Consider the following 21,666-nt stretch of genomic DNA (forward strand, 5'->3'; position numbering starts at 1 on the left):
CAGTGGTTTGAAGGCCGGCGGCCGGCCGCTAAGATCGATGGGCGCAGGGGAATCGCGATGGACGATCTCATCATCATCGGCGGCGGCGAGCATGCCTTCATGGTCTACGAGGCGGCGCTGTTGTCGGGCCAGTTCAGGGTGCTCGGATTTCTGGATCGCCAGCCGGGGACGCTCGGCGACATCAGCTATCTCGGAACCGACGATGTTGCGCCGAACTATCCGGAAGCGGCCTTCGTGGTGGGAATCGGAACGATGCAGGCGGGGCCCGCGCGCCGGCAGATGATCGGCCGCATGCAGGTCAAGCGCTGGGCTTCGGTGGTCCATCCCCGCGCATTCGTCTCGCCGTCCGCCAGCATCGGTGCGGGCACCGTCATCATGCCGGGCGCCATCGTCAATGCGCGGAGCATGGTCGGCAATCACTGCATCATCAATTCCGGCGCAGTCGTCGAGCACGACGTGCGTATCGGGCACTGCACGCATCTGTCTCCCGGAACCGTGGTCGGCGGCGGCGCAGAGATCGGCGACAATTGCTTTGTCGGTCTCGGCAGTCGTGTCCGCGATCATATTTCCATCGGCAACGATACACTGGTCGCGATGGGATCGGTCGTCACCGGCTCATGGCCGCAAGGATCCGTGTTGCGCGGGGTTCCGGCAAAGCCTCGTCGCTAGATCGGATCGTCCGGTTCGAGCGCCCGCGGCGCCGCCGTTCCGATCAAGGACCAATAGTCGATCGGCGGCCGGCCCGTGCCCGGCCGCTTGGCGGTGATGTCGGCCGGGCCGATGAACTCGCCGGCCCGCAGTGCGCGTGCCGCCACGATGCTCTTGCGTGCCACCGGCACATTCCTGATCTCTGATTCCTTCGGTGTCTTCACACCGTCGCCGAGCGCGGCTTCGACGTTGCGAATGGCGCTTACCATCCGCTTGAAATCGTCCGGCTCGAGCGAGGCCGCGTGGTCGGGACCGGGCGCATTGCGATCCAGCGTCAGGTGCTTCTCGATGATGGTGGCGCCGAGCGCAACCGCGGCCACCGAGATCTCGAAACCGTCGGTGTGATCGGAATAGCCGACCGGAAGCTGGAACGCGGATCGCATCGTCGCCATCGCGGTGAGGTTCACATCCGTGACGGGGCAGGGGTATTCGGTCGTGCAATGCAGCAGGCTGACGTGCCGCGCGAGCGTGGCACGCGCCGCAGGATCGCGCCATGCCGCGCGGAATGCGGCGGCGCCGGCAGGATCTTTACGCTGTGCATAGCCGTGCGCCAAGACGCCAAGCGCTTCCTCGATCTCGCCGAGCGTCGCCATGCCGGTCGACAGGATCAATGTTGTCCCGGCCCTCGCCGCGGCATGCAGCAGCGGCGCATTGGTGAGATCGCCCGATCCGATCTTGATGCGCGGCAGCTTCAGCGACAGAAGGAAGCCGAGCGACGCGTCGTCGAACGGCGTCGACAGGAATTCGACGCCGCGTTCGGCGGCGCGCACAATCAGCGTGTGGTGTGCGGCCTGCGGCAGTTCGAGCCGCTCCAGCATGGCGAGCTGGCTCTCGGCGGCGTCCGTCGTGCGCTGCTGGTAGTCGGCTTTCTTCGCCGCTCCGCCCGCCAAGGCTTTCGCGTTGAAGGTCTGGAACTTGACGATGTCGGCGCCGGCATCGGCGGCCGCATCGACCAGGGCCAGTGCCTTTTCCAGGCTGCCGTCGTGATTGACGCCGGCTTCCGCGATGATCTGCGTGTGCGTCGTCATGGCCGCGCTCCGCTTGCGGGAAGCTCGTAAAAGCCCTTTTTCAGCAGCTGTCCGAAATCCGGGATGCCGGCAATGATGTCGGCAAAGCGCCTGCTGGAGTCGCCGTCGCCGTAGGGGTTGACGGTGGCCTGACGGCCGCGCCGGAGCGCTTGCGTGATGGCGGCGCCGATCGCGCCGCGTTCGGATGGCGCGTGAAACACCGAAGCGGCGCGCTCGCGCCCCTTCTGGCGGTCGCCGACGTCGACCGTGGGAACGCCGAAGGACGGCGCTTCGAGAATGCCGCTCGACGAATTGCCGATCACTACGTCCACCTGGCTCATCAGGCTGAGATAGCGGAGCTGTCCGAGCGAGACGACCGCGACGGTGTTCGGCCGGCCTGCCGCGAAGGCCTTGGTCCGGTCGTTCAGCGTACGCCCCTCGGCATCGGCATTGGCGAGCGTGAAGATGAGACGGAAGCCGGGATCGAGCGTCGACAGCGCCGCGAACAGCTCGTCCAGCTCGGCCACCGAGCGCCCGGCCTCGACCGTGACCGGATGGAACGTCACGAGCGCATTGTGCTCGCCGAGCGGCATGCCGACCGCGCGACCGATGCCGTCGCGGTCCATCAGGTCGAGACGCTTGATGGCGTCGATGCCGACCGAGCCGATGGTGTGGATGCGGGATGGATCTTCGCCGAGCTGGCTCAGCCGGCGCGCCGATCCCGCGTTGCTGGCAAAATGCAGATGCGACATCTTGCTGATGGCGTGACGAATGGATTCGTCGACCGCACCCTCGGTGACGTCGCCGCCGAACAAATGCGCCATCGGCAATCGCATGAACATCGCGGCTTGGGCTGCCGCGAACATCTCGAAGCGGTCGCCGAGCAGGACCACGAGATCGGGTTGCAGCCGTGTGAAGGCATCGGCAAATCCGATCACGCCAAGCCCGACCGATTTCGCGACGCCGGCACCGGTGTCGCTGGCGAGCAGCGTCTCGATGCGCTCGTCGGCTTCGAACCCCTCGTCGCGGATGGCGTTGAAGGTGTAGCCGAATTCCGGCGCGAGATGCATGCCGGTGGCGACGAGCTGAAGCGTCAGGCCGGGTGTTTCACGGATCGCGCGCATCGGCCAGACCAGCAGTCCGAAATCGGCCCGGCTGCCGGTCACGAAGCAGATCTTTCGCGCGACGCTATTCATCGCGGGCTCGGATGCTGGCGCTCGAAGGCAGGTTGATCAGCCGCCGCTCGATCGATTCGGCCGTGGCGAGATCGCCGCGCGGGCTTTGCGCGAACATCGGCAGGCGGTGCATCAGGGTCCAGGCCGGACGCGCGCCAAAGCCGGCTTCGTTGAGCGCCGCGAGCACGTCGTCGCGCCGCTCAGCATAAGCTTCGTCGAGCAGGATGGCGTTCAGCCAGTAATTGCTGGTGGTGCCCTCGGGCTCGCGCGAGAAGCGCACGCCGGGGACGTTTGCGAAGACGCGTTCGTAGGCCGCAGCGAGCCGGCGCTTGCTCGCCAGGAATCCGTCGAGCTGCTCGAGCTGCGCGCAGCCGAGCGCAGCGTTCAGGTTGGGCAGGCGGTAGTTGAAGCCGATCTCGTCATGCACGAAGGCCCATTTGTGCGGCAGCTTCGCGGTCGTGGTCAGATGCTTGGCGCGGCGCCCCAATTCCTCGTCGTTGGTGAGGATGGCGCCGCCGCCACCAGTGGTGACGATCTTGTTGCCGTTGAAGCTCAGCGCCGCGAGCCGTGCCTGCGATCCTACGGCGCGGCCCTTGTAGGTCGAGCCCAGCGATTCCGCGGCATCCTCCACCAGCGCAATGCCCCACTCGCGCGCGATCGCGGCGATTTCGTCGAGCTCGACGGGATGTCCGAACGTGTGCATCGGCGAAATCGCGGCGATGCGGTGTCCGGTCTCGCGATTGATCACGCCCCTGGCGGTCCGCTCGGCGATCGCCTCGAGCCGCGCGGCGAGGGCGCGCGGGTCCATGCCGAGCGTGACGAGCGAACTGTCGATGAAATGCGGGCTCGCGCCGCAATAGGCAATCGCATTCGTGGTTGCGATGAAGGTCAGCGCGGGCGACATGACTTCGTCGCCGGGCTCGACGCCGGCGAGCCTGAAGCAGGCGTGCAGCGCCGCGGTGCCGTTGACCACGGCGACGGCGCGCCTCGCGCCCGTCACCTCTTCCAGCATGCGCTCGAAACGGTCGACGAACGGACCGACCGAGGAGACGAAGGTGCTCTTGATACACTCTTCGAGATAGGCGACCTCGTTACCCGCGAACACCGGCTCGTGCAGGCCGAGGATACCGTTGGGCGTGCCCGCGGCGCGCCGGACGGCGTCGACCACGGCTTTCGGGTCGAACGCCAGCGATCTCGTCACGGCGGTTCCCACCGGTGCTTCAGACATTGTAGACGTCCGCCTTGTAACGGCTGAGATTGGTGGGGTTGGTGAACCAACTGACCGTCCTCTCGATGCCGCGGCGCATGCCTTCGAGCCCGCCGAATTCCGGCGCCCAGCCGAGTTGCTGGCGCGCCCTGGAATTGTCGGCCCAGAGCCGCTCGACCTCGCTGTTGGCCGGCCGCAAGCGTGCCTCGTCGGTCTCGATCTCGATGTCGACGCCCATCACGTCGGCGATCATCTCGACGGTCGCGCCGACCGATATCTCGAAGCCGCTGCCGAGATTGATGGTCTGGCCGACACTCTGCTCGGCCGGCGCGGTGAGGCCCGCGATCAGGCCGCGCGCAGTGTCGGTGACGAAGGAGAAATCGCGCGTCGGGCTGACGGCGCCGAGGCGGATCTTGCGCTTGCCCGTCGCGATCTGGCTGATGATCGTCGGGATGACCGCGCGTGCGGATTGGCGCGGTCCATAGGTGTTGAACGGCCTGATGACGACAACCGGCATGTCGAACGAGGCCTGGAACGACAGTGCCATCTGGTCGGAGGCGATCTTGGAGGCCGAGTAGGGCGATTGGCCGACCAGCGGATGATTTTCCTTGATCGGCACGATCTGCGCCGTGCCGTAGACCTCGCTGGTCGAAGTCTGCACGAAGCGCCGCACGCCGGCCAGGCGCGCGGCCTGGAGCACGTTGACCGTGCCGCGCACATTGGTCTCGACGTAGGAATCCGGCGCAACATAGGAGAAGGGAATCGCGATCAGCGCGGCGAGGTGCAGCACGTCGGTGCAGCCGCTCGCGGCTGCGATCATGAAATGCGGATCGCGGATGTCGCCGGCCACCACTTCCACGGACTTCATGATGTCGGCCGGAACCGTGTCCAGCCAGCCCCAGGAGTTGAAAGAATTGTAGTAGACGATCGCCTTGACGCGGGCCCCGGCCTTCACCAGTTCCTCGACGACATGCGAACCGATGAAGCCGTCGCTGCCGGTAACGAGGACGCGGGCGTCCCTCAGATCTGCCATGCCGGACCCCAGAAGGCGATTAAGCCAGTGTTCGCAACAAGATGGCGCTATAGCACACTGGCGGTTGCGCGCAACAGAGCAGCGCGCAACATCCGCCAAACCCCCGGGGATGCAGCAGTTTTCGTGACGCGCGCCTAGGCCTTGCCGGCCGGGTTCAGGCGCGGCTTCACGAACGCCTCCAGATTCCCGCCTTCAAACAAGTGGCCCGCAAGGCCCGCGGCCTGCGCCGCCGCCATGTCGCTGTCCTTGTCGCCGATCACCATGCTGCGCGACATGTCGACCGGAAAGCGCTGCGCGAGGTCGGTGATCATGCCGGGCGCCGGCTTGCGCCGGTCGCTGCTGCGGCAATAGCGCGCGACGGTACCGTCGGGGTGATCGGGGCAATATTCGAAGGCGTCGATATGCGCGCCGACCTGCGCCATCTGGCCCGCCATCCAGCGGTGCAGGGCGAGGACGTGATGCTCCTCGTAGTAGCCACGTGCGACGCCGGATTGATTGGTGATGACGAAGGCGAAATAGCCGGCGTCGTTGACCGCCTTCACCGCCTCGCGCGCGCCGTCGATCCATTCGAGCTTGTGCGTCTCGAACGTGTAGCCTGAATCATGGTTGAGCACGCCGTCGCGGTCGAAGAACACGGCGGGGCGCCGCAGCTTCTCGCGCAGCTCGCGGTCGGCGCGCGCGAAATCATCGGGAATGCCGATGTCGATGAAATAGCCGCGATAGGCCGTGCCGCGCAGCTCGCCGGGCCTGACGAGGCCGGGGAACACGTCCTGTTCGAGCGAGGCGGGAAGCCTCGCGATGTCGGCGATAATGGACTTGTCGACGACGTAGATGCCGGCATTGACCGGTCCCGTGGCGCCCGCACCCGGGGCGATGAAGTCGCGCACGACGTCGCCGTCGAGCACGACGCGCCCGTAGCGATCCCCGACGACGCCGTCGCGCAGTGCCATGTGGACGCGTCCGCCTTGCGCGCGCGCGATCAGGTCGAGCAAGTTGAAGTCGAACAGCGAGTCGCCGTTGAGCAGCAGGAAGCGGTCGTGCAGCAGGTCGCGCGCATGCACGAGCGCGCCGCCGGTGCCGAGCGGTTCGGTCTCGCGCGACACCAGGATTCGCGCCTGTCCCCGCGCGGCCGCGGCGTAGTGCGTCTCGACGATCTCCGCCTTGTGGCCCGCAAGCAGGACAATTTCATCGAACACGCCATAGCGGACGAGCTCGTCGATCAGCGTGTCGAGAAACGGCCGCCCGCCGACGTCGAGCATCGGCTTCGGAACCAGCCTGGTGCGCTCACCCAGCCGCGTGCCCAGCCCGCCGACGAGGATGACGGCCTGTCTCAACATGGAGTGGGTATCTTGCGACATCGATCGTGCCGTCGGCGAAAAAGCAAGTGTCATTCCAATGTCCATACCGCGTCACGGGCCTTGGCGCCAGATGCGCTGTCGTCGTGACGAAGAATGAAGGTCAGCGCTCGCATGGAATGCGAACGACAGCGGTCTGCTTGTTTGTATACAGCGCCTGAAACGGACCTGCGCGAAGCGACTTGATGAACCCGGAATCAAGCGGCTCTGAGGGCGGAAAATAGCTGAGCCGCTGCCCCGCCTCGAGATGAATCCATTCGATGGTGCGCGGATTGATCACGGCGACGAGCTGCCAGGTATCCTGGCCGGTCCCCAGCAGATTCTGGATCACATTCCGATCCTCCTCTTCCGTCGCGTCCAAGGGTTGCGGAGCGGTTGCCTGCGGCTCGGTCGTCTCCGGCGCTTTTACGGTACGGACAGGCCGTAAAATTCCGCTCAGGGCGTCGGTCTTGCGCATCTGGAAAAACGTCTCCTGATTGATATCCCGCAAGAGCGGCAGGATGGTGGTGCAGGCGTCGGCAAGTCGGAGCGCTCCGTCACCCGGTCTGACGATCGCGGAAACGATGGCGCGCATCCGCTTGGCGACGGCCTCGTTCACAGTATCCAGATTCGAGAACACGTAGGCGGCCGGAGCCCCCGTCAGGGCCTGGACCATGCCCAGCGTGTAGGGATCCGACAGCAGGATGCCCTTTTTCAGGTTGTCATGAAGCCAGCGCGCCGTGTCGAGGTCGCTGGCATTGTAGTGGGTGATGGCCGAGGCACTGCCTGGGAGAGCTCCGTAGCTGTAACTCTTCGAAGCGCCGGCCAGTCCGGCGCGGTCGAGGATAATGCCTAATCCAACGATGCCGGCCAGCGCGCAAACATGAATTCGTTTCGACCGGACGAACGTCACGGGCACGAGCGCGACGAGGAGAATCACTCCGACGATCTCCGTCGGGCGGAGGAAATCCTGGTACCGCGCGTAGGGCAGGTCGGGTCGCCAGGCGACGGTATAGACCGCAAGCACGAGGCCCGCGGCGAGCAGAGTAACCGTGATTGCCGCAGAAGCTCGCCGCCGGAGGGAAGCTGAAGAGGGGGCGATGAGCAATTGGCAGAATGTTTCGGTCGCCGCGACCGCGAGCAGGGCCAATACGATCATAGTGGTGCGATACAGGAACGGAAAGCCTGTCAGCACGGCGATGATGAGTGTACAGCCGATCGTCCACGACCACAGCAGTATCGACACGCGTGCGGTTTGATCAGGATTGGAAGCGGTGTCCAAGGGAATGTTGGAGCGATCAATCCACCACCAGGCCATGGCCATCCCGATGCAGGCAGCAAACAGCGGGCCGACGGCCCTGCCCAGCTCGATCACCGCGACCTCGGGGCCGGCGCCGAGGAACAGTTCGTCACCGCTTTGAATTGATCTTCCCAGTACCAGTTCGGTGATGTGGGAGAACATCATGTTGATGTCCGCCGACGGCAGATAGCCGAAGCGAATCGCCACGATGTAGGAGACGATTCCGCATATGACCAACGGCAATACGATGGACAGGGCGCGCAGAAGGCCGAGGTTTCGCGGCGGTCGGCGTGACGTCTCATGCAGGATGAGCAGGTAGCCCAACCAGGAGGCAAGGACGGCGGGGATGAACAGATAGGATCCGCGGTGCGCCAGCAGCAGCGTTGCGGGCCATATGCAACCGATGAAAAGAACGCTTTCGCGCCGACTGGCCTTGCCATTGATCCTGAGCAGCAACAGCCCACCCGCCAGGAGCGCGAGCAGCAGCGCGTTGTTGTTGAGTATGAAGGCAATGAGAAGCGAGGTGGCCGCACTCAGGATCAGCAGCGCGACCGAACCCGCCTGGAGATCCTCCCTCGCATCTTGCCTGGCTTTGCCGAGAAGGACACCAAGAAAGACCACGCTCCCGGCAAGCGCCAGGCTGCCATTGGTCAGTAGCCCGATGGCGTTGCCGGCCGCGGCGAAGAAGAAGGCGATCCATTTCCGCGACGGCTCGGAATAGACGCCGTCCGCGAATACGTAGAAGGCCAGGAGGAAAAACAGGATTGAGACGTAGCGGTAGGTCCACCCGAAGTGCAGGAGATCGAGGCCCAGGGTCCCGGCCAATGCTCCTGCCAGCGCTGAGCGAAGGTCGACGTAGGATTGCGACGCGTAGGGATTGATGATGCCGCTATCGGCGTATTCCTGCGCCGTCTTCATCCAGTGAACGTCGGCGCCGATGTCCGAGTAAGGGAAGTGGGAAAATGCGCCGAACGTCCACCACCATGTCATGAGCGCCATTGGTAGCGCCATCAGAAACCACAGCACGATCTGCCTGGCGTCGCCGGCGCGCGGGCGCCAGACCGGCCAGGTCCACGCCAGTCCGAAGGCGGACAGTGCAATCATGATTGCCAGATGAAGCCGGATGCCGCCAATCAGAGCGGAGCAGAGCCCGAGAAGAATGCCGACGGCGGAGGCGCCGATCGCGTATCCCAGGACGATGAACTGGACCTTTGTCAGCCGGCTCGTCTTGACCAATTCCCGCGGCGCGATCGCCAGGATGGAGAAGCCGGTACCGAGCTGAATCAGGAAGAATACCAACGTCAGAAGCAATGTATTTATCCACATCGCAACATCTCTAGGGTTTTTTCGGGTGAGCTAGGCAGTTGCATCAGGCGTGCCGGCGCCGGCCCGACGAATGGCCGCCGGTCATTTCCAGGGCGTCGTGCTGCGCCGGTTTTCCGAAGGCACGGCGCAGTTCTATTCACAGTTGATTCCACATGCGGCTCAGCGTAAACATCCGTCGAGATGTGCGGGATCTTTAGCATGCGGGCGAGAATATCCGGGCGCAATCTATTCTATCCGCCGGCCGATTCGGCCTGATCGTCGCGATCCCCGCCGAGTCTCGCCGCATGCCCGGTGAATTGCAGATTAGCGAGGCCATCGCAAGGGGCTATCCGCCTGCCGTGCTCTATCTGCGCAACGACGAGACCGTCACGACGGAAGTCTGCGCATTCAACTACTTCTCGGTCTTCATGAAGGATAGTCCGGAAGTGAATGCTCATGTCTGGTTCTTCGACGGGGCAGGCAAGCAGGCTGGATATTTCCACAGGGAACTCGGCCTCAACGGACAATTGCAGTTGCAGACGTCGGAGCTGTGTCCGCGCATTTCGGGAACGGTGGCGATGGCGCTGGTACCGAAGCATGAGACCAAGCTTCGTCCTGGCCGCAAGGTGACTACCGGCTATTACGCGCAATATTTCTCGCAGCACGGCGCGATAACATTGTCCCATGAACGCGAACCCGTCGCGGCCGCGCCGTTCCCGACCTCCGCCTGGATGCAGTCCTATCTCACGCGATTCCTGAAAGAGTCCGGCGTGGTGCTCGTGAACTCCTGCATGGCGTCCGAAGGCGCCTCGGTGGGGACGGCCCGGCTCATGGCCTTGGACGGCACGGCGTTGGGCGCGCGGGTGCTCCCGGAAATCGCACCGATGGGCGCAGTCCGCATCAGCACGCTCGACCTTTTCCCTGAGGCCGAGAGGTTGGTGGGTGCGAGCGAGGGGTTTGCCCTGGAGTTCAAGGGCACCAACATCGCCAGCCCGTTTAGCTACTATGAGTTTGCCAACGGCAAGTTTAGCTTGCATCATTTCTAGAGGCCGCGTCCGTGACACGTTTCTCGTCCAGTCCTTGGAGGCCCTACGAGCCCAGGTTCATGTTCCCGACCTTTGCGGGCATCGAATCGCGCATGGGTTTCTCGATCCCTGCCTGGTATCGTCCGGTCGATATCAGGTATCTCCGCAGCCTCACCGCCGGCAGCCTGCGCAAGAACTTTCGCGAGACGGTCAAGGATCTTGTCCCCGAACTTGCCAGTCTGATCGCCTCGGGCTTCAGCAAGAAGCTCAGGTTCAAGTTGCACATCCTGTCGCGTCGGGGTGACTACCGGGCGACCTACGAGTTCCCGGAGACCTATGCGCCGGGCGCCACCGTCGAGGTCGAGCTGTCACGTCTCTTTGAGTCACTCAAGTTGCCGCAGGACGACTATCTGGTCGTCGCCGTGATGTCGCGCGGGCGCATGGACGGCTTTCGTTCCTCGCCTGCCAGCTATTCGATGACTTATGTCGACCAGGACAATGTCGCGATCTACCGCACCGGCGCATTCGCCCGGCCGCTGAACGAGGGGAGGCTCAAGGCGCATGTCGGGTTTACCGGGATCAATCCGAAGATCATTGCGACCGACGATATCGTCAGCAGCCTGATGCTGATCAATCACTCCTCCGATCCCGAATATGCTCATGTGGCGCGACCGACGTCGAAGCTGATCCGCGAGGACGGCGAGCAGATTGAGGGTGACTTCGGCGAGATTCCACCGCTTGGTGCGCGTGAGATGTCGGTTGTCGACATGTTCGGCAGCCGTGTGCACGATTTCCTCAAGCCGTTCGGCGGCCGGGGAACGACGGTCACCACGTGTACCGGCGTCACGCTTGCGAGCCTGCATTTGCAACGTACGAATGACAACCGGCGGACGCTGCTGGGCATCGAGCACTCACGCCCCGCGCACATGAACCTCGCCGGGATCCTCCAGCATTAATTGAGCGATCGATGGTCACGGCGGAGGCAATGGTCTCACCACCAGTCTCCTGGGCCGCTTCCGTCTCGCACTGTCCGTCGTATGAATCACGAGCAGAATTTCGCGCCCGTCGATGCGGCCTTGGCACATCGCCCTGATGGATGTGCTCGTCGACAGACGCTGCCGGCCTGTTCCGTCTTTGCTGGATGGGTCGCAAATCAGCTTAGCGATTGTGGCGCGAGCTACCATACGCTCCGGCCGCCGTCCATCACCAGGTTCTGCCCGGTCATGTAGCTCGACGCATCCGAGCAGAGGAACTGGACCGCGGCGCGGTATTCCTCGACGTCTGCCATGCGCCCCATCGGGATCAGGCGGGTCAGGCGTTCCACGAAGGCGGGATCCTGGTTGTTGAAGACGCCGCCCGGCGAGATCGCGTTGACCCGCACGCCATGGTCGGCCCAGTAGGTCGCCAGATATTTCGTCAGGCCGATCAGCCCGTGCTTGATCACCGAATAGGTCACGGGCTTCACCGGCTGCTCCTCCTCGCGCGTCACATGCGGCTGGCGGTAGAGACGCTGGTCCGGCGCGATCACGCCGAGATCGGAGGCGATGTTGAGGATCACGCCGCGGCCGCGTCGGGCCATCTGGCCGCCAAACTCCTGCGCGCACAGCATGGCCCCGGTCAGGCCCACCGCGATCTCGGTCTGCCATTGCGGCACCGGGAACGCTTCGAAGCGCGAGGAGTGCATGACGCCGGGGCTGGACGTCACTTTCGGATCGATGGCGGCATTGTTGACGAGAATGTCGACAGGGACGCCGCGGCTCGCAAGCTGTTCGTTCGCGGCGCGCACCGAGTCCTGCGCGGTGACATCGAGCGCAAGCGCGATCAGATCGGCGGATGGCGTGCTCTGCTTCAGCGCCGTGACGGCCGCTTCGGCCTGCGCGAGGCCGATTTCGGTGACGACGACGCGCGCCCCCGCCTCGGAAAGTGCAGCGACATGCTGCCGCCCGAGCAGACCGCCGGCGCCGGTCACGAGCGCGGTGCGTCCGGTCAGGTCGTAGCGGGAGGACGGGCTTGCCATTGGAAGGCTCCTGTTCAGCTGCGCAACTGGCCGCCGTCGGCGACCATGACGCTGCCGGTGATGAAGGCCGCGCGCGGCGAGGCAAGGAACGCGACGAGGTCGGCGATCTCTTCCGGCTTGCCGAGCCGGCGCAACGCCACCTCGCGCACGAGCATGTCCTCGACCGCGGCCTTGTTCTCGACGAGCTTGCGCGCCCAGGTTCCGTCGGCGGCCAGGATATTGCCCGGCGCGACCGCGTTGATGCGGATGCCGTCGAGCGCCAGCGGCCGCGCCAGTCCGCGCACGGTCGCGTTCAGCGCCGCTTTGGCGGCGTAGTAGGTCACAGGCGCGCCGAGCGCCGCCATGCCTGCGATCGAGGAGATGCAGATGATGGACCGGTCGCCGCTGCCGCGCGCCATCAGCGGGCGAGCGGCTTCGACCGTGTTGGTGGTAGCGAAGAAATTGAGGTCCATCACCCGCGACCATTCGGCCGGCGTTTCCTTGCCGGGCGCCACAGACGCGCCGCTGCCGACGTTGCAGACGAGGATGTCGAGGCGGCCCCACCGCTTGCCGACGTCCTGCACCAGAGCTGCGGCGGCGGCCGGATCGGTGACATCGGCGATGTGGACCGAGCTGTCTCCGCCGATGGTCGCGCGCGCCGCGTTGAGCGCGTCGGTGCCGCGTGCAGCCAGCGCGACCTTCGCTCCCTCCGCGGCAAGCGCAGCAGCAATGGCAAGGCCGATGCCGCGGCTGGCGCCGGTGACGAGGGCGACGCGGTCTTCCAGCTCAAGCTTCATCGCGCCGCGTCCTCGATCCAGCTGATCGTCATGTCGCGATACCTGGCGAGCGCGCCCGCGTGGTCACTGTCTGCGGCGCGTGCGGTTTGCAGGATGTATTGCCCCCTGTAGCCAGAGCGCTCGATCAGCCGGATCGTCTTGGCGAGATCGGCGTTGCCGGTGCCGAGCGGCACGGTGGTGCCGCCGCGAATGCGGTCCTTGACATGCACATTGAGGATACGTGTCGCGTAGGCGTCGATCTCCTCGGTGCTGTCATAGCCTAGCGAGGCGCTGTTGCCGCTGTCATAATTGATGCCGAAGACATCTGCTGGAAAGGCTTCCATGAAGCGGGCGAGATCGTCCGGCGGCAGATCGGATTCGAACACGATCTTGACGTTCTGTCTTGCAAGCTGTTCGCGGCGGGCGATCAGCACTCGCTTGAGCGTATCGCTCTCGCTTTCGCGTTCGATCTTGCCGTTGTCGACCAGCGGGATCACGACGAATTCGATGCCGATCCGGCTGCAGGCGGCGATCAGGAGATCGAGATCGTTGACGAGCGCGTCGCGCACGACGGCGTCAACCTTCCAGAACGGCGCCTGCATGAAGCAATCGCCGGTCAGGCTTGGAATGCGCAAGTCGTTCTCGCGCGCCAGCGCGCTGATCTCCGCCTGGCCGGCTTCGGTCGTGAGCGGATTTTCCCGCAGCCGTTCCTGATCGATGGTCCATTCCATCCGCGTCAAGCCGAGCGCCTTGGCGCGGGGAAATTCCTCGCGCCATTCGTCCCACGGGAACGCCTGGATCTTGCCGTCGACCAGCGCCGACAGGCGTCCCTGCATGAAGCCGATGCGTTGCAGCGTTGCGGTCACGATTTGCTATCCGAGCTGATGGCGAGGCCCTTGGCGGTCCAGCCGCCGTCGACGAAGAGCTCCTGGCCCGTCATATAGGCCGACGCGTCCGACGCCAGGAAGATCGCGGCCCCCACCATGTCGGCTGGCTGTCCCCAGCGGCCGAGCATGGTGTGGCGGCGGCGATCTTCGTGCATGGCGGGGTCGGCAAAGCTCTTTGCGGTCATCTCGGTTGCGACATAACCGGGCGCCAGCGCGTTGACGCGGATGCCGTCGGGCGCGTAGTCGGCGGCCAGCGCGCGTGTCAGCCCGGCGAGTCCGGCTTTCGCCGCGACATAGCCGGGATTGCCGGGGAACCCGCGGATCGAGTTGATGCTGGTGACGTTGATGATCGCGGCCGAGCCCGCCGTCTTCAGAAGCGGATGGGCGGCAAGGATCGTGGCGTAGACGCCGGTGAGGTCGGTCGCGACGGTGGCGCGGAAGCGTGCCAGCTCGCCTTCGGCGCTCTGCGGCGGAAGGCTGATGCCGGCAGCGTTGACCAACGCGTCGATACGCCCGCCTTGCGCCGCGATGGCGCTGAAAGCACGGCCGATCGCGGCATCATCGGAGAGATCGCAGGCGACTGCGGTTACGCCCTGCGGCGCAGTCCCGGAACGGCTGAGGCCGAATACCGTGGCGCCGGCCTCTTTCAGGCCGCTCGCTATCGCAGCGCCAATGCCGCGCGAAGCGCCCGTCACGACCGCGATCTTGCCTGCGAGAGAAAAGGCGCTGAGATCAGGCATAGCCGTAACTTCGCATGATGGCGCCACAGAGCTTGACGTCTTCCGGGCGGTCGATCTGGAACATCTTGTGGCGCTCCATCACGTGAAAGCCGATCTTGCCGCCGAGACGATTGTTCTGTTCGCGCAGGAGCGAAGGAATCAACACGTAGAACGAGCCGTTCTCCAGGTAGCGCTTCTCGATCTGCTGCCGCATGCGGCGGTTGTGATAGTCGTAGTTGATCGGCTCCGGTCCGTTCTGGCCGATGCGCCAGTTGAAATAGTCCTCGACCTCGCAAACCGAGAGCAGGCTGTCGAGATGCTCGCGATCGAAGGTCGCAAGCGCCTTCTCGATGTCGTCGGGTTCGCGGATCGGTGAGGTGGCCTGGAGCGCGACGATCCGCTCGAAGCTGCCCATCCGCTCGTCGATGGCGTTGAGCGCATGCAGCCAGGCGGACTCGGAGGAGGCGAGGTCGCCCGAAATGTCGTCGGGACGCCGCACGCCCACCGCGCCGGCGGCTTCTGCCGCTTGCAGAATCTTGTCGCTGTCGGAGGAGACCGCCACCACGTCGACGCCCTGGGCGGCGCGCGCCTGCTCGACCGTCCAGGCGATCAGCGGCTTGCCGCAGAGATCGAGCAGGTTCTTGTGCGGGATGCCCTTGGAGCCGCCGCGTGCAGCGATCACGGCCAGCGTCTTGCGCGCCATCAGATGTGTCCCTCGAGACGTTCGAGCGCGGTCCAGAAGCCTTCGCCCATGTTCTTGTGGCCCTGCCAGATCTCGGGAATGAAAGATGCAGTCGGCGCATGCTTGCGCAGCACCTTTCCGATCTCGTCGAAATCGATTTCCCCCTCGCCGACCTGGAGGCCTTCGCCGTCCAGTCCCTTGGCGTCGCCAAAATGCAGATGCGCGGTGTGGGGCCCGAGCTGGGCGAGGCCTTGCGCAAAGTCGAAGCCGAAATGGTTGGCGGCGAGCTTGGTGTGGGAGATGTCGACGCACATGCGCAGATCATGCTTGGCGCAGAACGCGGCCGACTCCTCCGGGAAGATGAAGATGTTCTGGTGACGCTGGCCGCCGAAGTGCCAGGGGAAGGGTGCCATGGTCTGCGGCGTCAGCTCGACGCCGTCCATGTCGAGTTCCTTCAGGCTCTGCGCAAAGATCCGGTAACGCTCGGCCTTTTCTTCCGGAGGCAGCGGCGCATCCATGGTGAAGCCGCCGATATTGGCGACGATCGGCGGGCGTTTCGTCTTGGGAAAGAACTTCTTGAGGCCGCGGGTGATGTCGATCACCGCCTGCGTCTGCTCGAGCGAATAGCGGCGCAACGCCTCGTCCGGCGTGGCGAGGTCCATCAGCTTGGAGCCGGCGAACAGCTCCGGGGCATGCACGACGAAGCCGAGATCGTAGGTGCCGGAAAGATAGGCCGCCGGATCGCGCTCCATATCGCTGTAGCTGAGATGGAATTCGATGATGTCGGGCTCGCAAATCTCCAGGAAGCGCTCGGTGTCGTGATAGCGCACCGGCACGCCCCAGGGCCTGTCGAAGCGGTAACGCCGCGCCTTCGCGGCGCCCTCGTCGAGGTCACTCTGGAAGAAATAATCGTCGGCCGCCATCCTGCGCTTGAGGGTCTTGCCGATCAGGGCCGGCATCTTCAGCGGGGACAGGCCCTGGCCCGGGCTCTTCACGGCGATATCGTCGTCGGAAATGACCGTGCCGGCCTCGATGTCGCGCGCGGCGACGAGGCTCTTTGCGAGGTTTTCGCGGTTGATCAGTTCGCCCTGGCTGAGCGGGCGCTCGGCGAGTTTTTCGCCGCGCGCCGCTTCCACCTCGCGGATGCCGGTGACGAGCGCCTTGAACTCCTCCGGCTCCAGGCTCGCGGCATGGTCCGGGCCTTCCATCTCGCGGTCGAGCGTGATGTGGCGCTCGATCACGATCGCGCCGAGGGCGACCGCCGCGGTCGACACCGCGGTGCCGCGCTCATGGCCGGAATAGCCGACGAGCGGGTGGATCTCCCGCAGCGTTTCCATGAAGCGCAGATGGATGTTGTGCAGCGCCGCGGGATAGGTGCTCTGGCAATGCAGGAGCACGTAACCGGCTTTACGCTCGTCGAGGAATTTTGCCGCGGTCCTGATCTCGTCCGTCGTGCTCATGCCGGTCGAGACGATCAGCGTCTTGCCGGTTGCGATCAGCCTGGCGATCAGGGGAAGGTTGGTCAGGTCGGCGGAGGCGACCTTGTAGGCTTGCACGCCAAAGCCTTCGAGCACCGCGACGCTCTTCGCATCCCAGGGCGTGCAGAGATATTGAATGCCCTTCGAAGCGCAGTAATCGGCGATCTTCTTCTGCTGCTCCGTCGTCAGCTCGAAGCGGCGCAGCAGATCGAGGGTGTATTCGACGGCAAGGTCATCGTCCTTTCCGGACAGCGAGGAGGCGCGGTAGACCTCGTCGAGCTTGCGCATCTGGAATTTGGCGCAATCCGCGCCGGCCGCGACCGCCGCATCGACCAGTGCGATGGCGCGGTCGAAATCGCCGTTATGGTTGTTGCCGATCTCGGCGATGACGTAGCAGGGCTCGCCGTCGCCCAGAAGGCGGTTGCCGATACGGATCGGAGCTGGCTGTTTGGGCGGTATCATCAACATTCCCGTCTCACATGCGTCAGGTGGATCGCGCGGGAAAGCGCGATTTCCACGTTCGCAGCCCGTTCTCTTCGAACATGATGCGCGAGCAGCTATGCCCCTGCTGCTCGAGCGCCGCGATGAGCTGGTAGCGCTCGAACGGACGCACGAAGAACATGAAGTAGCCGCCGCCGCCGGCGCCGAGCAGCTTGCCGCCGACGGCGCCGTTCGACTTGGCGAGATCGTAGATGGCGTCGAGCTCGCTTGAAGAGATCTTGGCGCTGAGCTTGCGCTTGGCGTGCCAGGCTTCGTCGATGAGGAGTCCGCAATCCAGCAGTCGGCCGCGAAGGAGATGCTTGCGGATCTCGCGCGTCACCTCCTTCTGCTTGGCAGCGGCGGTCACCGCGTCGGCCGTCTCGTGCTGTGCTTTCTGGTCGCGATGGATCGCGCCGGAGTCGTGACCCGCGCCGCTGTAGCAGAGCACCAGACTCTCCTCGAGCTCGGCGATGATGTTGGGGTCGAGACGCAGCGGTACGATGGTATTCTGGTCGGAGGAGAATTCCATGTGGTTGAAGCCGCCGAACACGGTGGCATATTGATCCTGCCAGCCGCCGGGAATGTTGAGCATCAGCCGCTCGGCCTGAAACGCCATTTCCGCGATCTCGTGGCGATCCCACTGGTCGCTGCGGAATTCGTTGAAGCAGCCGATGATGGCGGAGGAGACCACTGCCGAGCCGCCGAGGCCGGAGCCGACCGGGAAGTCGGCGGAGACTTCGAGCTCGAACCCGTAAGTCGGCTTGATCAGGCGCACCACCGATTTGATCAGGGCGAGATCGCCGCCCGTGCCGAGCTCGGCGAGGCTGCCGGCCTCGACCGTTCGACGGAAATCGTGCGAATAGATCCGGATGTGCGGATCGCTCCGGCGTCGCAACGTTGCGTGCGCATACATCTTGATCGTGGCGTTGATCACCGCGCCGCCGTCATGTTCCACGAAGTAGTGCGTGAGATCAGTGCCGCCGCCCGAGAAGGAGATGCGGACCGGCGAGCGGGCGCGCGCGAACACCTCGCTCTCCTCCGACAGGTTGAAGAGCTCACGGCTGAACACGTCGACCAGCCGGCCCTCGGTATCGAGGATGGGGACGACATGCACGCGCTGGTCGAGCAGTTTGAGAATCTGCTCCCGCGGTCCCCCGGCCTGCCCCCAGACGAAGTTGCGGTTGATGCAGGCTGCGACCTGGTCGTGGATCGTGATGCCGGTCAGCATCCGCCGGCGAATGTCGCCATCGGTCACTGCGCCGACGATTCGTCCGCCCGTATCCTGCGCGAAGAGGATGCCGAGCCTGTTGGCGTTGAGGCGCCGGAAGGCTTCCTCAATCGTTTCTGTTTCGGCGATGGTGACGAGGGTTCGCTCAAGCACGTTTTAGGTCCAGGGAAGGCCGAATTCTCCCGGCCGCCATGAAGGCGCATGCCCGGTTTGCTGACCGTCCGGTAATACGGGAGCCGGTGGGGTGATGCAAGGTTCCGCTGGCGCGCCCCCGGACGATCCAAACGGGCCGGAATGCCCACTTGCAGGGGGAGAATCGCCAATGACCCGCGATTTACATTGCCCTCAGTTCCTATAGAAGGCCCTCCGGAGGTATGCACGAATGTATGCGATTGGGATCAGCTCCGGCATCAAGCATGGCCACCACGACGGCGCGGCCGTCCTGCTGCGCGATGGCGAGTTGATTGCGGCCGCCGAGGAGGAGCGCTTCACGCTGGCCAAGCATGCGCGCGGCGAGCTGCCGCGCGGCGCGATCGGCTTCTGTCTCAAGCAGGCCGGCATCACCATGCGCGAGGTCGACTGGATCTGTTCGCCGTTGAAGACCTATACGAACTACGCGCAACGCCTCACCGAATACTTCAAGTACCAGTTCGGCCACAGCCCGAAGATCGAGCTGTACGATCATCATCTATGTCACGCCGCGAGCTCGTTCTACGGCTCCGGCTTTTCCGAGGCAACCGTTGCCTGCTTCGACTTCTCGGGCGACTCCAGCGCCGGCCTCGTCGCCCATGCGCGCGGCAACGACTTCCGCGTGCTGACGCGGTTCGCCCGCCACAACAGTCTCGGCCTCTATTACGGGATGCTGACCCAGTATCTCGGCTATCAGATGACCAATGACGAGTACAAGGTCATGGGCCTGTCCTCCTATGGCAGCCCGGACTATCTCGACAAGTTCGCCAGCCTGCTGCGTCCGAACGGCATCAGCTACGAGCTCGACCCCGAGCTCGACAAGCGCAGGCGCGACTCCGACATCTTCACCAGCGATTTCTCGACGCGCCAGGAACGCATCTTCACCGAGAAGATGGAGGAGATTTTGGGACCGCGGCGGCTGCGCGGCCAGCCGCTCGACCAGCGGCTGACCAATATCGCAGCGAGCGGCCAGAAGCAGCTCGAGATCGTCGCCACCGAGGTGATTCGTTCCGCGATCAAGGAGACCGGCTGCGGCGATGTCTGCATCGCCGGCGGTGTCGGCCTGAACTGCAAGATGAACATGGAGATCGCGGCCGAGCCACAGGTCAAGCGCCTCTACGTCCCACCGGTGCCGCACGATGCGGGCGTGGCGCTGGGCGCTGCGATGATGAAATGCGCCGAGGCGGGCCATGCGATCGCGCCGCTGACCCACGCTTACTGGGGACCGGAATATTCCAACGACACGATCAGGGAGACGCTGGACAAGATCGGCGCGCGGTTCGAGCTGCTCGATGATCCCGTGGCGCGCTGCGTCACCGACCTGACGGATCAGAAGACGGTGGGCTGGTTCCAGGGCCGCATGGAATATGGTCCGCGCGCGCTCGGCAATCGATCGATCCTGGCTGACCCGCGCCGGGCGAGCATGAAGGACCGCATCAACCTCACCATCAAATATCGCGAGGAATTCCGCCCGTTCTGTCCGTCGGTGCTGTACGAGCGCCAGGCCGAGTATTTCGAGGACACGTTCGACGCGCCGTTCATGGTGGTGACGTTTCCGGTCAACGAGAAAGTCGCCGAGACCATGCCGGCGGTGGTCCATGTCGACAACACCGCGCGCATCCAGAGCGTCCATGCGGACAGCAATCCGCTCTACAGCCGCCTGCTCGGCGCGTTCGCGAAGGCGACCTCGCTGCCGGTCCTGATCAACACCAGCCTCAACATCAACGAGCAGCCGACGGTGAATGCGCCGCTGGAGGCGCTGCACACCTATTTCTGCTCGGGGCTGGACGTGCTTTATCTCGGCAACTACCGGCTCTCGAAGGCGGGCTGAGGCTACCGCTCGTCCGCGATCACCTTGCCGTCGTTCGGCAGCGCGCCGTGGCTGACCAGTTCGACGCTTCCGCCGAGTTTCGTCACCGCGCGCAAGGTGCCGGCAATCTCCTCGCGCAGCGCCTCGCTTGCGGCCGCCGTTTCCGCTTTCAGCGTCATCGCATCGGTTTCGCCCTGGCGCGTGACGACGAGACGCAGGCGGCCGAGTGCGGCATGCCGCTTGCCGATCTCGGCGACCTGCTCGGGACGGACGAACATGCCCTTGACCTTGGTGGTCTGGTCGGCGCGGCCCATCCAGCCCTTGATCCGCATGTTGGTGCGGCCGCATTTGCTCGGGCCCGGCAGCGCTGCGGTGAGGTCGCCGAGCGCAAGGCGGATCCAGGGATGATGCGGGTCGAGCGAGGTGACGACGATCTCGCCGACGTCGCCCGGCGTCACGGGATCGCCGGTGCCGGGCTTGACGATCTCCATGATCAGATCCTCGTTCACGACCATGCCGTCGCGCGCCCCGGTCTCGAAGGCGATGAGGCCGAGATCGGCGGTGCCGAAAGCCTGGTAGGCGTCGATGCCGCGCGCCTTGATTTCGGCCTGGAGCGAGGGCGGGAAGGCTGCGCCCGAGACCAGCGCGCGCTTGATCGAGGAGACGTCGCGGCTCGCAGTCGCTGCGGCATCGAGCAGGATCTTCAGGAAGTCGGGCGTACCGCTGTAACCGACCGGCCGGTAGGCTTCGATCAGTTCGAACTGCTGCTCGGCATTGCCGGGACCCGCGGGGATGACCGCGCAGCCCAGCGCGCGCGCAGACGAGTCGAAAATGAAGCCGCCGGGCGTGAGGTGGTAGCTGAAGGTGTTGAGCACGATGTCACCCTCCCGGAACCCGGCCGCGAACAGCGCCCGTGCACCGCGCCACGGATCGTCCTGCCGTCCCTCCGGCTCGAAGATCGGTCCCGGGGAAGTAAAGAGCCGCGCGAATGAGCCCGGTGCCGCGGCCACGAAGCCGCCGAAGGGCGTGGAGGCCTTGTGCAGGGCCGGCAGTTCCGACTTGCGTAGCACCGGCAGGTGCGCCAACGCCGCTCTGGAGGTCACGGCGGCCGGATCGATGCCTTTGAGCCGCTCGGCATAGGCGGGCGCCGTCATCGCGCTGCGCAGCACGCCCGGCAGGCGGGAAAACAGCTCGGCCTCGCGCGCGGCTTGCGCGCGCGTCTCGAGGGCGTCGTAATGGGCGGTCATGGCTGATCTTTCCGGGTTGGCATCCGTTGCACGCCGCCGCTGGCATGGGTATCAGACGGCCATTGTCGGGACGTGGAGAG

Annotated in this window: 18 protein-coding genes; 4 read left to right on the forward strand and 14 right to left on the reverse strand. The window is 64.8% G+C overall.

The features are described from left to right. The first annotated feature begins 57 nt into the window (after positions 1–57). Complete coding sequence (locus tag AC1RUR_RS12630) at positions 58–669, forward strand: acetyltransferase (RefSeq protein WP_492844334.1); 612 nt, start codon at positions 58–60, stop codon at positions 667–669. On the opposite strand, the gene neuB is transcribed toward AC1RUR_RS12630, so the two are convergent. From neuB to AC1RUR_RS12660, 6 genes are all read right to left on the reverse strand, one after another. Further along, positions 666–1,736: an N-acetylneuraminate synthase gene (gene neuB, locus AC1RUR_RS12635; RefSeq protein ID WP_492844336.1), complete on the reverse strand. Its 1,071-nt coding sequence runs from the start codon at positions 1,734–1,736 to the stop codon at positions 666–668. The two genes, AC1RUR_RS12630 and neuB, sit on opposite strands and share 4 nt — an antisense overlap. Continuing rightward, a complete protein-coding gene (neuC, locus tag AC1RUR_RS12640) occupies positions 1,733–2,911 on the reverse strand; it encodes a UDP-N-acetylglucosamine 2-epimerase (RefSeq protein WP_492844338.1) in 1,179 nt (392 codons plus the stop codon). Before neuC ends, neuB begins: the two co-directional genes overlap by 4 nt. Continuing rightward, positions 2,904–4,118 (reverse strand): LegC family aminotransferase, encoded by a 1,215-nt coding sequence (locus AC1RUR_RS12645; RefSeq protein WP_492844340.1) that lies wholly within the window; start codon positions 4,116–4,118, stop codon positions 2,904–2,906. The genes neuC and AC1RUR_RS12645 overlap by 8 nt, the downstream gene beginning before the upstream one ends. After that, positions 4,111–5,130 carry an NAD-dependent 4,6-dehydratase LegB gene (locus tag AC1RUR_RS12650; RefSeq protein WP_492844342.1) on the reverse strand — a complete coding sequence of 340 codons (1,020 nt, stop codon included), beginning with the start codon at positions 5,128–5,130 and terminating at the stop codon, positions 4,111–4,113. The genes AC1RUR_RS12645 and AC1RUR_RS12650 overlap by 8 nt, the downstream gene beginning before the upstream one ends. 134 nt (positions 5,131–5,264) lie before the next feature. Then, the gene (locus AC1RUR_RS12655) at positions 5,265–6,467 is read right to left on the reverse strand and encodes an HAD-IIIA family hydrolase (protein WP_492844344.1); all 1,203 of its coding nucleotides are present in this window, start codon (positions 6,465–6,467) and stop codon (positions 5,265–5,267) included. 121 nt (positions 6,468–6,588) lie between these two features. Further along, the gene (locus tag AC1RUR_RS12660; RefSeq protein ID WP_492844346.1) at positions 6,589–9,075 is read right to left on the reverse strand and encodes a hypothetical protein; all 2,487 of its coding nucleotides are present in this window, start codon (positions 9,073–9,075) and stop codon (positions 6,589–6,591) included. A gap of 299 nt (positions 9,076–9,374) precedes the next feature. Between AC1RUR_RS12660 and AC1RUR_RS12665 the strand changes: the two genes are divergently transcribed. Beyond that, positions 9,375–10,115, forward strand: coding sequence for a hypothetical protein (locus AC1RUR_RS12665; protein WP_492844348.1), 741 nt, complete (start codon positions 9,375–9,377; stop codon positions 10,113–10,115). Between the two features lie 59 nt (positions 10,116–10,174). Beyond that, positions 10,175–11,050 carry a hypothetical protein gene (locus tag AC1RUR_RS12670; protein ID WP_492844350.1) on the forward strand — a complete coding sequence of 292 codons (876 nt, stop codon included), beginning with the start codon at positions 10,175–10,177 and terminating at the stop codon, positions 11,048–11,050. Between the two features lie 221 nt (positions 11,051–11,271). On the opposite strand, the gene AC1RUR_RS12675 is transcribed toward AC1RUR_RS12670, so the two are convergent. The 7 genes from AC1RUR_RS12675 to AC1RUR_RS12705 are packed head-to-tail and all read right to left on the reverse strand — an operon-like array spanning position 11,272 to position 18,493. Then, positions 11,272–12,111 (reverse strand): SDR family oxidoreductase, encoded by an 840-nt coding sequence (locus AC1RUR_RS12675; protein WP_492844352.1) that lies wholly within the window; start codon positions 12,109–12,111, stop codon positions 11,272–11,274. A 14-nt stretch (positions 12,112–12,125) separates the two neighbouring features. Beyond that, positions 12,126–12,887: an SDR family NAD(P)-dependent oxidoreductase gene (locus AC1RUR_RS12680; protein WP_492844354.1), complete on the reverse strand. Its 762-nt coding sequence runs from the start codon at positions 12,885–12,887 to the stop codon at positions 12,126–12,128. Beyond that, positions 12,884–13,732 carry a sugar phosphate isomerase/epimerase family protein gene (locus AC1RUR_RS12685; RefSeq protein WP_492844356.1) on the reverse strand — a complete coding sequence of 283 codons (849 nt, stop codon included), beginning with the start codon at positions 13,730–13,732 and terminating at the stop codon, positions 12,884–12,886. The genes AC1RUR_RS12680 and AC1RUR_RS12685 overlap by 4 nt, the downstream gene beginning before the upstream one ends. Beyond that, the gene (locus tag AC1RUR_RS12690) at positions 13,729–14,493 is read right to left on the reverse strand and encodes an SDR family oxidoreductase (protein WP_492844358.1); all 765 of its coding nucleotides are present in this window, start codon (positions 14,491–14,493) and stop codon (positions 13,729–13,731) included. The genes AC1RUR_RS12685 and AC1RUR_RS12690 overlap by 4 nt, the downstream gene beginning before the upstream one ends. Next, on the reverse strand, positions 14,486–15,175 hold the full coding sequence (locus tag AC1RUR_RS12695; RefSeq protein WP_492844360.1) for an acylneuraminate cytidylyltransferase family protein: 690 nt from the start codon (positions 15,173–15,175) through the stop codon (positions 14,486–14,488). Before AC1RUR_RS12695 ends, AC1RUR_RS12690 begins: the two co-directional genes overlap by 8 nt. Further along, positions 15,175–17,094 (reverse strand): N-acetylneuraminate synthase family protein, encoded by a 1,920-nt coding sequence (locus tag AC1RUR_RS12700; RefSeq protein ID WP_492844362.1) that lies wholly within the window; start codon positions 17,092–17,094, stop codon positions 15,175–15,177. Before AC1RUR_RS12700 ends, AC1RUR_RS12695 begins: the two co-directional genes overlap by 1 nt. Before the next feature lie 22 nt (positions 17,095–17,116). Continuing rightward, positions 17,117–18,493, reverse strand: coding sequence for a GHMP family kinase ATP-binding protein (locus AC1RUR_RS12705; protein ID WP_492844364.1), 1,377 nt, complete (start codon positions 18,491–18,493; stop codon positions 17,117–17,119). Between the two features lie 229 nt (positions 18,494–18,722). On the opposite strand from AC1RUR_RS12705, the gene AC1RUR_RS12710 reads away from it, so the two are divergent. Further along, entirely contained in the window at positions 18,723–20,360 is a 1,638-nt protein-coding gene (locus tag AC1RUR_RS12710) for a carbamoyltransferase family protein (protein WP_492844367.1), read from the forward strand. Positions 20,361–20,362: 2 nt separating this feature from the next. Here the strand turns inward: AC1RUR_RS12710 and AC1RUR_RS12715 are convergent, their stop codons facing one another. Further along, entirely contained in the window at positions 20,363–21,586 is a 1,224-nt protein-coding gene (locus AC1RUR_RS12715; RefSeq protein ID WP_492844369.1) for a phenylacetate--CoA ligase family protein, read from the reverse strand. Positions 21,587–21,666 lie beyond the last annotated feature (80 nt).

It is taken from the genome of Bradyrhizobium sp. GW821-FHT12B03, from assembly GCF_058807535.1.